Origin of the sequence: Dickeya sp. CFBP 2040 (assembly GCF_012273755.1) — a bacterium.
Lineage (GTDB): Bacteria > Pseudomonadota > Gammaproteobacteria > Enterobacterales > Enterobacteriaceae > Dickeya > Dickeya poaceiphila.
In genome coordinates this window covers 1-12,810 of sequence record NZ_JAAVXH010000097.1, presented here as the reverse complement: position 1 = coordinate 12,810, position 12,810 = coordinate 1, and the positions used below count along the sequence as shown (strand labels likewise).

General features: G+C 47.8%; 18 protein-coding genes. 5 read left to right on the top strand and 13 right to left on the bottom strand.

The window, feature by feature from the left end; all coding sequences use genetic code 11:
* Window positions 1-63: 63 nt before the first annotated feature.
* From Dpoa2040_RS15465 to Dpoa2040_RS15415, 11 genes are all read right to left on the bottom strand, one after another.
* Entirely contained in the window at window positions 64-432 is a 369-nt protein-coding gene (locus Dpoa2040_RS15465; RefSeq protein WP_042871370.1) for a helix-turn-helix transcriptional regulator, read from the bottom strand.
* A gap of 70 nt (window positions 433-502) precedes the next feature.
* Entirely contained in the window at window positions 503-763 is a 261-nt protein-coding gene (locus Dpoa2040_RS15460; RefSeq protein WP_168641833.1) for a type II toxin-antitoxin system RelE/ParE family toxin, read from the bottom strand.
* A 102-nt stretch (window positions 764-865) separates the two neighbouring features.
* Entirely contained in the window at window positions 866-1,543 is a 678-nt protein-coding gene (locus tag Dpoa2040_RS15455) for a DNA adenine methylase (protein ID WP_168641832.1), read from the bottom strand.
* Entirely contained in the window at window positions 1,543-1,698 is a 156-nt protein-coding gene (locus Dpoa2040_RS18420; RefSeq protein ID WP_227983191.1) for a ClpX C4-type zinc finger protein, read from the bottom strand. Before Dpoa2040_RS18420 ends, Dpoa2040_RS15455 begins: the two co-directional genes overlap by 1 nt.
* Window positions 1,699-1,957: 259 nt before the next feature.
* The gene (locus Dpoa2040_RS15445) at window positions 1,958-4,504 is read right to left on the bottom strand and encodes a replication endonuclease (protein WP_168641831.1); all 2,547 of its coding nucleotides are present in this window, start codon (window positions 4,502-4,504) and stop codon (window positions 1,958-1,960) included.
* Window positions 4,505-5,452 carry a Dam family site-specific DNA-(adenine-N6)-methyltransferase gene (locus tag Dpoa2040_RS15440; protein WP_371810662.1) on the bottom strand — a complete coding sequence of 316 codons (948 nt, stop codon included), beginning with the start codon at window positions 5,450-5,452 and terminating at the stop codon, window positions 4,505-4,507. It lies immediately after the preceding gene.
* Between the two features lie 5 nt (window positions 5,453-5,457).
* Complete coding sequence (locus Dpoa2040_RS15435) at window positions 5,458-5,682, bottom strand: TraR/DksA family transcriptional regulator (RefSeq protein WP_168641829.1); 225 nt, start codon at window positions 5,680-5,682, stop codon at window positions 5,458-5,460.
* Window positions 5,682-5,912 carry a DUF2732 family protein gene (locus Dpoa2040_RS15430; protein ID WP_168641828.1) on the bottom strand — a complete coding sequence of 77 codons (231 nt, stop codon included), beginning with the start codon at window positions 5,910-5,912 and terminating at the stop codon, window positions 5,682-5,684. The genes Dpoa2040_RS15435 and Dpoa2040_RS15430 overlap by 1 nt, the downstream gene beginning before the upstream one ends.
* 64 nt (window positions 5,913-5,976) lie before the next feature.
* The gene (locus Dpoa2040_RS15425) at window positions 5,977-6,318 is read right to left on the bottom strand and encodes a DUF5347 family protein (protein WP_016940948.1); all 342 of its coding nucleotides are present in this window, start codon (window positions 6,316-6,318) and stop codon (window positions 5,977-5,979) included.
* 4 nt (window positions 6,319-6,322) lie between these two features.
* Window positions 6,323-6,532, bottom strand: a complete 210-nt coding sequence (locus Dpoa2040_RS15420) for a phage filamentation protein Fil family protein (RefSeq protein ID WP_071526193.1) — start codon at window positions 6,530-6,532, stop codon at window positions 6,323-6,325.
* 226 nt (window positions 6,533-6,758) lie between these two features.
* On the bottom strand, window positions 6,759-6,971 hold the full coding sequence (locus Dpoa2040_RS15415) for a hypothetical protein (protein WP_016940947.1): 213 nt from the start codon (window positions 6,969-6,971) through the stop codon (window positions 6,759-6,761).
* A 260-nt stretch (window positions 6,972-7,231) separates the two neighbouring features.
* Between Dpoa2040_RS15415 and Dpoa2040_RS15410 the strand changes: the two genes are divergently transcribed.
* The 5 genes from Dpoa2040_RS15410 (at window position 7,232) to Dpoa2040_RS15390 (ending at window position 11,530) form a co-directional block, all read left to right on the top strand.
* The gene (locus Dpoa2040_RS15410) at window positions 7,232-7,648 is read left to right on the top strand and encodes a helix-turn-helix domain-containing protein (protein ID WP_042871350.1); all 417 of its coding nucleotides are present in this window, start codon (window positions 7,232-7,234) and stop codon (window positions 7,646-7,648) included.
* 15 nt (window positions 7,649-7,663) lie between these two features.
* Complete coding sequence (locus tag Dpoa2040_RS15405) at window positions 7,664-8,275, top strand: membrane protein (protein WP_042871348.1); 612 nt, start codon at window positions 7,664-7,666, stop codon at window positions 8,273-8,275.
* A 79-nt stretch (window positions 8,276-8,354) separates the two neighbouring features.
* Window positions 8,355-9,533 carry a BRCT domain-containing protein gene (locus Dpoa2040_RS15400; RefSeq protein ID WP_168641827.1) on the top strand — a complete coding sequence of 393 codons (1,179 nt, stop codon included), beginning with the start codon at window positions 8,355-8,357 and terminating at the stop codon, window positions 9,531-9,533.
* A 98-nt stretch (window positions 9,534-9,631) separates the two neighbouring features.
* The gene (locus Dpoa2040_RS15395; protein WP_168641826.1) at window positions 9,632-10,516 is read left to right on the top strand and encodes a BRCT domain-containing protein; all 885 of its coding nucleotides are present in this window, start codon (window positions 9,632-9,634) and stop codon (window positions 10,514-10,516) included.
* Between the two features lie 6 nt (window positions 10,517-10,522).
* Window positions 10,523-11,530 (top strand): tyrosine-type recombinase/integrase, encoded by a 1,008-nt coding sequence (locus Dpoa2040_RS15390; RefSeq protein ID WP_168641825.1) that lies wholly within the window; start codon window positions 10,523-10,525, stop codon window positions 11,528-11,530.
* A 581-nt stretch (window positions 11,531-12,111) separates the two neighbouring features.
* Here Dpoa2040_RS15390 and lysC read toward each other — a convergent pair.
* Together lysC and lysB are read right to left on the bottom strand one after the other, a co-directional pair.
* Entirely contained in the window at window positions 12,112-12,414 is a 303-nt protein-coding gene (lysC, locus tag Dpoa2040_RS18410; RefSeq protein WP_371810661.1) for an Rz1-like lysis system protein LysC, read from the bottom strand.
* A complete protein-coding gene (gene lysB, locus Dpoa2040_RS15385; protein ID WP_168641824.1) occupies window positions 12,299-12,739 on the bottom strand; it encodes an Rz-like lysis system protein LysB in 441 nt (146 codons plus the stop codon). The genes lysC and lysB overlap by 116 nt, the downstream gene beginning before the upstream one ends.
* Window positions 12,740-12,810 lie beyond the last annotated feature (71 nt).

Sequence of the window (12,810 nt, the reverse complement as noted above, 5' to 3'; positions counted from 1 at the left end):
TTTGTGCGGCGCATTTGGGGCAAAAAAAACCTGCCGAAGCAGGTTTCAGAGAAGGTTATAAATTTACAAAATCATCTGTTCAGGACGGCATCCATACAGTTCAGCAAGCTTCTGACGGGTTTTCTTTTGCGGTCGCGAATCTTTCGCTTCCCATTGCGAAACTGCTGATTGTGTTGTACCCAGCCGTTCAGCGACATCGTACTGAGACAGCCCACGATAAACACGCCACGCAGCGAGCAGGCTGATATCGTCACGAAACATGATTTCTACTACGTCGTTAGGCACGGTTTCGTTATCATGCTCATCAGCAAGATAAGGGATCTCTTCATAGCCTGCATCGCTATCAGACATCAACTTTTCATATTCGCCGATTGGCAGCACTACAAACTGAGGCTTGCCGTTCACGTCATTGATAAATTGTAGTTTTGACATAATTTCATCCGGGTGTCAGTGAGTCGCGGTGTATGTCATAAGGAAACTGGCGGGCTACCCCGCCTGATAGTCAGTAAGTTGTTGAGGTTCTGCGCTTGACCGCCTGCACCTCGCAAATAACAGGTTCACCCTTAATGATCTCGAAAATAACTCTGTAATCTCCCACGCGTAACCTAAATTTACCGGCCTCACCTTTCAACGCGGTAATATCGAGTTTGACAGCGGGAAAATTCTCCAACTCGGCGACTTTCTCACTAATGGTGCCCTGATATCTTCGGTCTATCGTTGAACGTTGTTTCAACGCTTTCCTTGTCCAGATTACCTTTACCATCTGTTTCCTCGGTTTTTAAAGAGCATATCCGCTTGGGATGAACTGATAATAAGATATTTATCTAATTAATGCAATAATTGTCTAATTAAAAATCTAATCATCTTATGCCTCGCCGTCTATTTTCATTATTTCGGCCATTATTGCTAACCGTTCAGCCGGGGGCATTGCCCGATACTTTGCTGCCCAACGCTCCGCCTTGCGTTTGATGCGTTGCCGATCGATATAGTCTTGCCCCGCAAACGACGCGCTATATGCCGCGCTCTCTGGATAATTCATCCATAGCTTTTCCGTCCTGACACCGCCACGCGTCATCACCTGAAACTCAATAGCGCGCCAGTCATACAACAGTTCATCATAAAGCGCGGAAGGGTAGCCTGAAACCATCACGCTGGCCGGGACACGTCGCAGCTTGGCGATTAATGCCCGGTGGTCATCGGCGGTGTATTCGTAGCGGTAACTGTTCCGACTGGTGCGGGTTTCGGGCAGATAGGGCGGATCTGCATAAATCAGTACTCGGCCCGCGCGAGAAAAGTCGAACATACTCAGATATTCCACCGCATCACGGCGCACCAGGTTGACGTTTGCTAACTTGTGCGTAAACGCGAAATTTTTCAATGCGTCTTCATCGATATCTATCCCGACGTTCCGCAATGCCGGCGGCTTTCTCAACATCACTGCGCCGCCGCCCAGGTGCGTTTCTATGTACGTATCATGCGGAGGCATCGCCGCGATAATTTTCTGATATGCGCCAGACGCGGCCTTACTCCCCAGATAGCCCATTATTTTGCCTCCGTATCTGGTTTGAGTATTCCGACACAAAGCCAAACGCACTTATCACAGATACATACATTCCCCAGCCCGACAACGAGTTTCTTAGCTTCAGCCCTCGGTACATTACAGAATGAGCACCGTAATTCACCGTCAACAGCGGTCATCCCTTCACATTTCAAAGCTTGGTAGCCATTCCTGACAGATTCAGCACACCCTACAAGCTCACCTGGTGTTAAATTTTCATTGATCATGATGGTCTGTAATCGCGATGAAACACCCATTAATTTCAGTTCTTTAATTGTGTATTTAGGCACTTCTTTACCTGCTGGCATTGCCATAACTCCCCCTTGTGGTACCACATAGATGTTTTTATCTGTACTGCAGCGCAGTCGTTTTGACTCTGGCCAGCACAGCCGGTTATGACTATGAAACATCACGTAACACGGCGATGCGTTGCAGCAATGCCGTTGCTTTATCCTGATATTCCGTTTCTTTTTGCTTTCTCGTCTGCGTGCGGTACAGGCAACCATCAGTACTGGCGACATAGGAATGATCGGCAAATGTGATCGCATTGCCTGCCGCAAGTCGCTGCAACTCACCGGTGTTGATATCCCAGCCGATTGAGCGGGCGAAATCGGCAATACTGGCTCGCCACTCGTCCGGCAGTTTGCCAACCACCTGTTTTTCAGCCGATGTGTTCCGTTGAGTAGTGGACGAGTGTTGATTATTCCGCCGATCCGGCGGTTGAGTTCGTAACCTGGACAGCAGCGCCCGGCGTTCCGGGTCTGTCATGCGCTCGAAGTCGGCGAAGGTTTGAGCGGATGTATCGCCAGGCTCTCCATCTGGCAGTTCACAACTACCATAGTCATCCCCGTCTATACCTGTTGGAATGGATGTTTTTTCATCGCCCGTAGAGTTATTGACAGAACTCCAAGCGTCGCCGGTTGGCGACGTAACGGCCAAACCACTCCCGGTGCCAATGCTGGTACCATCGTCAGCGGACTGCTTCTTTCGGATTTTCCACTTGATTAACCGGGTGCAGATACGGGATATCGCCCCCAGACGTGGAGAGAACACACCGAAGATTTTTTCCGGTGTCTCGCCGTAGGTGTTTTGTTCGTCAGCGTCTTCATAGGCAATGCGCACGGTGTAGCGTTCGCGTGGGATCAACACGCCGCCTTGCTTTTCGATGTACGTGGCAAAACAACCGGCGTCAGCCGATGCCAGCACGGCATCCATTGCCGGGTCAGCAAGCTGTGCGGCCCCGCGTTTAATCGTGCCGTTTTCTTTCTGGGCAGTGGTCAGTTGGTTTGCCAGGCGACGCAGTTCACGCCATACCGTTACCGGCGGCAGACCGAACGGCTGAAACTGTCGGATGTTATGTTGTGATGCCCAGGCCATCGCAAACTTTGCTGTTTCGCGTAATGGCTTGCCGGTTTCGTTATCCAGTTCGCCATCCAGCGCGTAACCGTCGATATTTTTACTGATGTACTTCGCCACGTAAGCCGTAGCACTTCCTTTTCTTGGATCGAGCTTTTTAGCCTTGAATCGTGCGCCGGTGTTGCGCCCCAGCTCCGCACGGTCTTCAGTAATAAAATATTCACGCAAGATATCAGTGATGGCCTTTCTGTCGGCAGGTGGCATAAACAGCAACACATGCCAGTGCGGGGTAGCATCGTGGTGCGGCTCGGCAACGCGAAAGCCATAAGGGCGCAAGCCGCGACGATTCAACGCAGACATGGCACGCGCCCAGGTGCGGCACAAATACCGCTGCCCTTGACGAGGAGAAGCATGATCCCATTTAGGGTTTTGATGACCGTTCTGGATGTTAGCGTGGTAACGCGACGGGCAGGTGATAGTAAGGAAAACACCTTCATCACCCCGCGCGATTGCCACCATTTCAACACCGGCCATGCGGGTCATCAGCTCATGACGACGGATAGCCGGATTACTGATACTGCCGTACACCATGTTTTCCAGTGATGTGATGTTGCCATCTTCATCAACCAGTTCATGAGTCTGGATGAAAACACGATTTTTGCGGCGTTGCTCTTGCCACTGGTTGAGGGCATCAAGGCTGACATACGGCATTCGTTTTTTGTGGATCACGCCGATGGCGCGAAACTGATTTTCCCGCCATTCACAACGCAGTCGCCACAGTTTCCGCCCCCACCATTCAGGTGAAGTGATGCGTAAAATGGCGGAATAGATGCGGTGCCGGGCTTGTTCATCGCCGATAACCAACCCCCAGCATGGTGGCGTTACACGCAATGCCAGCAGTTCGCGCCCCAGATGGCGATACAGCCACTGAATTTCATTGTCGGTCATGTTTTCCGGCGATGTGTGGCCGCACTCGGTTTCAAACATTTCGGCGATGGCGGCCGCAAGGGTATGCGCGGCATTGATCACCTCATGCCTGGTAAACCCGGCCAGATGCACCCAACGCGGCCCCCAATAGGCCGCCAGTTCCGATGCAAAGCCATTACGCACACCTTGCTGCATACGCACAGCATCCAGACGCAGCAGGGCTTTTTTCACGGTTCCCATGAAAAAGGCGCTGATGTGTCGCGGCTCGCGGTTCGCTCGTAGCCATTCGATTTTTTGGCGGTAAACGTCACGGATAAAAAACGGTTGTTCGTGCAAGCGGGCTTCCACGCCTTCCGGTGTTTTCATCCAGTCACTTAGCGTTTTCTGATGATCCCGGCGTACTATTTCCGCCAGACCGCGACGGATAAGCAACTGGGTGCCGTTCGGCTCCTGGTGCTCCAACTGTGCTACGGCCTGATTAAGATTCTGGTCATCACCTGGCACTGCCAAAGCGCGTTTAACCATCCGGCTCAGATAACGTGTGACGGTGGGATGCGGTTCAGCATCGGTAACGAATAGAGGAGATCGAAGATCAGCCACGCCCGACGGTGCGGAGATCGCCGGGCGTGGAGCGTTCCAAGGGTAGGCCCACTGTTCAGGCATTCAGAACGGCTCCGCGTTCAACGCGCCGGATGCCACCATTTCCTGATAGGTGGCATCACCCATAACTGGCCCACAGTCAGGGCAGTGCCCACCACCTTCATAGCCGCACCCGTCGCAAACTTTCGACAGGCTTCGGGCAGCAGGAACCGGCAGACGCTTAGCAATGATTTCCCCGGCCTGCTTGCTCTCCCCAGCCGCAACACCGACGCTACGCGGCGCGGTGAAACGGTAGATATCAAACCTGTGGTAAAGGCTGTGTGCGTGGTGAGTGTCGCTGTTGGACGCGATGACAGGTATCCCACGTTCGGACAGGCGCGATAACTCGCTGCACAAGTCATACTGATCATTGTGGGTAAAACCATCGGTGTGATAACTGGTGAAGCTGGCTGTTGGTGTTTGCGGGATGTATGGCGGATCGCAATACACCACATCGCCGGGGCGGATCAGTTGCAATGTTTCGCCAAACGCAGCACAGATGAATTTTGCACGGCGGGCTTTTTCGGCAAATGCATGAATCTCGGCCAATGGAAAATAAGGCGATGCATAATGCCCGTAAGGAACGTTAAACCCACCGGCGCGGTTATATCGACAAACGCCCCGGTAACCGTGCCGGTTCAGATAAAGGAACAGTGCCGCTGAGGTGGTGCGATTCTCTTTGCTGCGGTTAAATACCTGACGGAAGCGGTAATAGCTTTCTGCTGTATTCGCCGTGCGAAACAGACCTTCTGCAGTATCAATAAACTCCTTCAAATCCTCTTTGATGACCTGATACAGGTTAATCAGGTCAGGGTTGATGTCAGCAATCAGGTATTCCGGGTAATCGGTATTCATCATGACCGAGCACGACCCGGCGAACGGCTCAACCAGACGATCGCCAGCCGGTAAATGTTCGCGCAGGATATCCATCACGCGGGCCTTGCTGCCGACCCATTTCAGCGGTGTGGCAATAATGCTCATAAAGCACCCCGATAGTGTTTGTTTTTAAGTTCTGCATCGCCCTGGCAGTACACGCACAGACGCACACCCGGAACGGCCACGCGACGGGCTTCAGGGATAGGGGCGTCACAGCGTTCACAGATGAATGCAGAAACGGCACAGCCCGACTGTTGCCGGGCCTGTTGGATTTGTGTTTCACGGATGAACGCTTCGCGCTCCTGAGCTATGTCCATGGAGTCCATCAGTTCAACCCCTGAACAGAGTGCTCAAAACGTTCTGATTCCTGGCGCATCAGCTCCACCACTTCGGCGGCAGACAGGCTTTTTTGCTGGGCATGGATAGCCAGCGCGGCAAGACGTACAGAGAAGGACAAATGCTGGTCTTTGCGTTCCTCCAGTCTGGCTTTTTTCAGCAGCTCAGCCAGTGCGCCATCAGCGGCGACAGTCATGGGTGTTACTTCGTCATTTTTCATTGCGGTTTCCTTTTTTCAGGTAATAGAAAGCCCGGCGGGTTTACGCCTAAAATTGGGGTTTTTATTACAGTGGAAGAATTAAGTTTTTGGGGAATAAACTCACAACTGCGCGGAGCTTATTCATTGCTTTAATCAGCCTTTCTTTTTCGTCAGTTGTCAGTTCATTAAATTTCAGGTGATGCCGTTCCTTATCAATATCTGCTAATTCAAATATTGCCGACAGTACGCGCATATTCTTATGGTAATCGTCATCAATCTTGTCCCGCATATCATCAATAAAGCGGCACATTTCTTTCTCACTGTTTGTCTTGAAGTGTTTCCCTCGCAGCATGGCTATGTGGTTTAGCCCGTCTGTTCTTTCCGCGATACTCAGCGGAATGGCGCGAGCGGGTTCGGTATTAGCCATGACGCTACGCCGCAATACCCATGAGGCGGGAAAACCAACGGCGCTTTTGCTTAGGTGCTGGCATGTAGGGCTTTTGGCTCCAGGGTGCGAAATAGACCTGATTAACGGACGGCTTAACGCGTTGGCCGTTTGGCAGTTCCAGCCAGCCTTTACCCTGATTAGGTATTACTGGTGATGGTGACTGAGAAGTTAATAGACGAGCTATGGAAATCATATTATCGCCTCGCTGTGTAAAGGTTATCGATATAACCGGTGGCTAATGCCAGTGCATCAAATAAACCGTAAGACTGCCCAGCCTGACTAACACGATATCGGGTAATCGGGTTTAATGCTGTTCGGGGGCATTTAATAATTGAGAAGCCCCGATATACATTTGTGTGTTTGCTTAATTGTGTTATTGCGTATTGATGGCCTGATTTTTTATTCTCCATGTGGCTCCTTTATATTTCACTGCTGGCAATGGCATCGCGCAGCATGGCAACGAGATTCACCTCTACTTTCTCGTTTGCTTTTTCTTTTGGCCGGATAATGATTTTTCCGCTTTTTACCATGCCCCGGCAGGTTTCAAAGGGGATACCGGTTAATTCTGAGTATTTCCTGAGAGAAACATACGGCGTCGGGACATTGATATTGATGGTTAGTCCTTTACTCATATCGCCTATCCTTCAGCGCTAAACGACTCCAGCCCCCGGAGAAAAACCAGTCTCGCCATGCTGGAGAGGGAACGGCTTTCTTTTTCAGCCAACGCGGCCAGCCTGGCGCGTTCATCGTCGGAAAGCCTCATGGGAGTAGGGCTGCGTGATGCAATCCCTCGCGGTAAACGCGACCGCTGATCATGATTTTCTTGTGTCATAATGGTATGTTGTGATCCACTAAGTTCCTGTTCAACACAATCTAGTGAAGAAAACTTCCTATGTCAACATCGAAAGAGGAATTTTTATTCCTTATTGGAGAGCGTTTGCGCGAAGAGCGGGAAACGATTGGTAAAAGTCAAAGTGCGATTGCCGAAGAGCTAGGCACGACAACAAGGACTTGGGGCAAGTATGAGAGAGGGGAAACCGCTCCAGACGGAGTGACTCTAGCTCTTCTCAGTGCTCGGTATGGTATGGATGTTTCGTATATTCTTACCGGAAAGCGGACGCCTGATCTCGGTGACATATCTAACGATGAATTAGAACTGATAAAAATTTATCGTGTTGCGCCGTTGGCGGTTAAAGCCGCTGCACTGGCCGCATTAACGGCAGGCAGTTCCGCATCAGCAGGATCAATAAACATAACCGGTAGCGGCCAGCGTGTTGCTGGCAGGGACTATCACGAAAACAAAAAATAAGGGAACGCTCCAGGAATGAGTGTTGAATCTCATGGAAATGAAAACCGGGTAGCCGGGCGGGATTTTTACGAAAGCAGCATCACGGTCGATAAGATCAATATCGCCATTCCGGCGGCCAATGAAGAAAAACGCCCACTGGTTCCCGCGCAGCGTAAGCAGTTAAACCAACTGGTAAAAGAAATTGCTGACGGCGGCTATGAAGAGGGGTTTTCAGTGTGGCAGCGCGTTCACGCTGAAATTGGCGTCAAAAGCATTGAGGATATGACGGTCAACCAGTATCAAACGGCGGTCAGTTATCTTCAGGCGTTGCGCGACAGATATCGGGAAAAAGATGCCAGTAATGCGCTGGTGCATCTGCTGTTGAAGAACACTCAGCAGGTAGAACAGCGGCAGCAATTAATTCATTACTGCCATATTCATTTCGGTACTGGACGATTAACTGAACTGACCCGATCGCAGCTTCAGCAGGCGCTTTCATGGTTGGATGATCGTCAGTGTTCGGCCGTTCCCGGTCAAACCACGCCTAATACTCGCCAGAGCTGGCAAGATGTACTTAAAGCAGAACCATTGATTTTCAGTGCAGTGTTTACTGCTGGAATAATTATGGGCGCTATTTTTTTTCGTTAGACGTATCGATAAGTAACATAAAAAATATCTCAACTCTAAAGATAGATAAATCAAATAGCTATTTATAGAAGGGCTTTTTATGACATTTGAAGAATGGATTTCAAAAAACGAGAAAGAAATATTCTTTACTTATATTAATGCTAATAATGAGGTGTCTAATAATTACGTTGCCGATGCAGTATATAAAGATAATTATCTTCAAGGGTATTGCATCAACAAGAAAGGTTTTAGAACCTTCAAACTTGAAAGAGTACTGGATGTTTACTCTTCAAATGAAGAAATGATTTCTGCCGCTAGTCCTTTAACTATCGCAGATCTCAAGATTGAAGATCGACGTGAGAAAAATACTCCTCGTGGTTTGGAGATTTGTTTTACAGGTTTTTCTAAAGAGATTAAAGATGATCTAGAGTCACTCGCAGAAAAGAAAGGACTGTCAGTCAGAAAAGGGATTACAGCCAAATTATATTTCCTGTGTTGTGGCCCTAATGCTGGATGGAAGAAAATAAAACAGGCAAATGAGAAAAACTGCTTTATTCTGTCCAAAGATCAATTCTTGTTATTTATTGACACAGGCGAGATTCCAATAGAATCGACAGAGGCTTATGAATCTGACGAAAAAGATATAAATGAAAAAATAGAAAATTTGCACAATGAAGTAACTTCAACATTTCGAACTATCAGAGAACCGCGCAGGAGCACAGCCCTTATTGCTCGTTTTGTTGATGGTTATGCCTCTGGTTGGCGCTTTGCAATAAGAGAATCCCACCGTGATGCACTAGATATAAAATTAACTAAATTTGTTTTTAATAAGCATCAATATGAGGATTGGACGCAAGGTAGTTCTTTTTCTTTCGGTAGAGGTGATGTCTTTTATAGTGATAAACTGGGTTATAGTGAGTGGAGTGAATTTTTAAAAATACCAGATGCTGTTGTACTACAAGTCAAATATGAGTGTTTTTCTGGTTATGATCCGGTTGCAACTATTGATGGTTTCTTTTCAGGTGTTTTTATTCCATATCACCAACTAACGCCTAAAAAGTTAACCAACCTGCCAATCATGATAGAAAGTCAGAGTTATGATCCGGGCAAAATAACACTGGATATATTCAAACCTAGTATTGATAGAAGTAAAATTGACCTGTTTGATACGATAAAAATAACTCAGGACGAACTTATCTCATTACTTCAGTCAGGCTACTACTGGAAGAAGGATGAAGGAAAAAAACCAGTGCGTGTAAATTTATTTGGTGGTAACTAGAAACATTTGCCAATATTGTTCTGAGTAAGTAATTTCCCGGTTGGGAATGTAGTTATAAGTTGACTTTGAAATTATAATTAATACCAAAGGAAAACCTCATGGCAGATGAAAAACTAGATGTTTTTAACTATAAAAGGAATAAAGATAAATTAATTATTAACCTTATCAATATCATTGAGGGCATAAACTGTGATGGTCATATAGATGAGAAAGAAGTTTTGTTTCTTGATACATGGATAAAAGATGCTGATTTAATCAGCAAAAACTATTGTGTGCGGATGATTTCAAATAGACTTTCCGATATATTGTCTGATGGCGTTATTGAGCCGTATGAATTGAATTATTTGAAAGCTGATTTGATCAAGGTGCAAAAAGAGCTGTCTGATTTACCTGAGCTTGATTTGTACTCTGATGAAGCGGACAAGCATTTATTGGAAGGCCTATGTAAAGGAATGATGGCGAATCATGAGCTTAATGATTCAGAAATAAGATACTTAAATTGGTGGCTATCATCTAATGCTTCGCTCAAAGTTAATTACCCTGGAAAAGAGTTATACGCATTGGTTAACCGGATTCTTGCCGATGGGATCATTACATCAGAAGAACGTGATGAATTGAAAAAAGCGTTAATCGCTTTTACCGGAAGTGATGTCGATTCCGGTGTAGTGGATGGGCTGGCAACTCGCTTACCAGTGGATGATATAGAGAGCTTAGTTCTTTCCAATGCAACAGTTTGTCTGACAGGTGAATTCCTTTATGGAAAAAGATCAGTGTGTAAAAAACTGATTGAAGATGCAGGCGGGAAGGTGATTGATAATATAACATCAAAGCTTGATTTTCTTATTATTGGTACATTGAGTTGTAAACATTGGAGATATCAGGCTCACGGTCGGAAAATCGAAAAAGCAATAGACTACCGGGATAATCGTGGCATTCCACTGAAAATAATCAGTGAAGAACAGTGGCAGAGCTTTACTGGATAATATTACATGGCTGTAAACAAACTTCCGTCCGGCAAATGGCTTTGCCAATGCTTCCCCTATGGGCGCGATGGTCAGCGCGTTCGTAAACAGTTTGCTACCAGAGGTGAGGCACTCTCGTATGAGCGCCGCCTGATGGCGGATAAAAAAGGGATATCAACCGAAACCAACAGCACAACGCTGCAAGACCTGATCCAGCGATGGTACGACATGCATGGCCAGACGCTGGAGTCAGGTGAAGACCGCTACGCTAAACTGATGGCAATCTGTGTTCGGCTGGGTAATCCCTTTGCGGTAGACGTTGATAAAAATATGTTCGCTGTTTACCGCGAACGCCGGTTAAAAGGTGAATGGAACCCAAAAGGGAAGACGGCCATCAAAGAGGCCACAGTTAACCGCGAATATTCCTACCTGCGGGCGGTGTTCTCTGAGCTGAAGCGCATGGGGGAGTGGGAAAAAGAAAACCCGCTGGATGGCATACGCCAGTTTAAGGAAGGCGATCAGGAACTGGCTTTTCTCTACCCGGATGAAATTAAGCGCCTGCTTGCTGCCTGCGATGAATCAGAGAATAAAGATCTCGGTATCATCGTTCGCTTGTGCCTGGCGACGGGGGCGCGTTGGGGCGAGGCCCAAACCCTGAAACAATCGCAAATCCTTCCCGGCAGGATTACATTCGTCAAAACCAAAGGAAAGAAAAACCGAACCATTCCTATTTCTGAAAGAATGCACGCCTTGTTGCCCAAGCGGCGCGGCCAACTCTTCAAACCAGCGTATGAGGCATTTAAGCACGCCTTAAAGAAAGCGCACATTGAATTACCTGAGGGGCAGTTGACCCACGTTCTCAGGCACAGCTTTGCCAGCCACTTCATGATGCGCGGCGGCAATATTCTGGTGTTGCAGCAGATATTGGGCCATAGCTCTATCACTATGACCATGCGGTATGCGCATTTCGCGCCGGATCATCTGGATGCGGCGGTAACTCTCAACCCGTTTGATTCTTTAACCACAGATGAATAATCATGGGGCGCTGCCACGTTAAATCGATGGCAGCATATTACCGCATTAGCTCGCATTAACCTGAATTGCATACCGCTAACGTATTGAATTAACGTAACTCTATGATATAAAAAGCAGGCATTAACTTTTTAAAATCCCTCGGCGTTCGCGCTGTGCGGGTTCAAGTCCCGCTCTGGGCACCATGCGATAAGCGCTTGTGATATAAAGAAATAATTAAAATAACATGACCGCCACGAGGCGGTTTTTTTGTGTCTGGGCCATTCTTTAATAATGTTTTTTTCTGTATGAAATTTTTATAGTCAACGTTTATTTGTCATTTTGCATTATTACTGTGAAGCCAGTAAGGCGTTTCTACTGGTTCAGAAGATTGAGTGACGTCAGGGAAATCACGGTGTGTGATTGTATGAATATGGCAACGATCACTTCCATGAGTCCCTGAATAATAATGCCCACTGATGATGGAAATCCTGAAATCAAAAAATGTATTGAACTAAAGTAACGTGAGCGTGCTCCTCCTGCTTGATATTTTTGTCCAAAAACTGCTTGTCTTTATTCAGTAAGCTGGTCGAACAGATATCGTTTTACTCAGGAATATCAGTCCATCTGCTCTCTCCAGGGATACTCCTTTTTTCGGTTGGAAGTGCAGGGGATGTGGCCTGTATACCTGCTACGGTGGTATTGCTTTTGGTCTGACAGGCAATAATAGTATCCACCTGGTCTGCGCATGTCGCCAACGCAGCTTCTGTTTCATCCAAAAGATTATTTAGTTCACCGTTGGTTTGTGGGTTGGCTACTGGAAATCTGCACGGAGTCAGTCTGGGACAGCCATTCACGGTAAGCACGGCCACTTGTGAGGGCGGGGCGCTGGCGCAACCGGATAATATCAGCAGGAAGGGCAGTGCTAGCCCAGCGGTTAAGTTCTTCGTTTTCATGTTGTAATCTCATTATCACTTTCTGCCGTTCAGAGAGCGCTGCTTGAGTATCTGCAGCCATGTTGCGTAATCGTGCCTGTTCAATGTTGTTACGTTCAGCTTGCTCAGACAGCGTTTTTAACTGACCAGACTTTTCATCCAGCTCGGTTTGCTGCAGTGACAACGTTTGTGCCTGTTGCTCAGTTAACTGGAGAGTGGTGTGCAGCCGCCAGGACTGCACACCCACGCCGGCGCTAAGCAGCATCATGATGACCGCGATGATCATGCTGCTTTTCATGCCACCTCCCCACCGGCTTGTTGGTATATCGTGAGCAGGTGTTCGATGTCATGCTCGTGTTGGCCATAGCC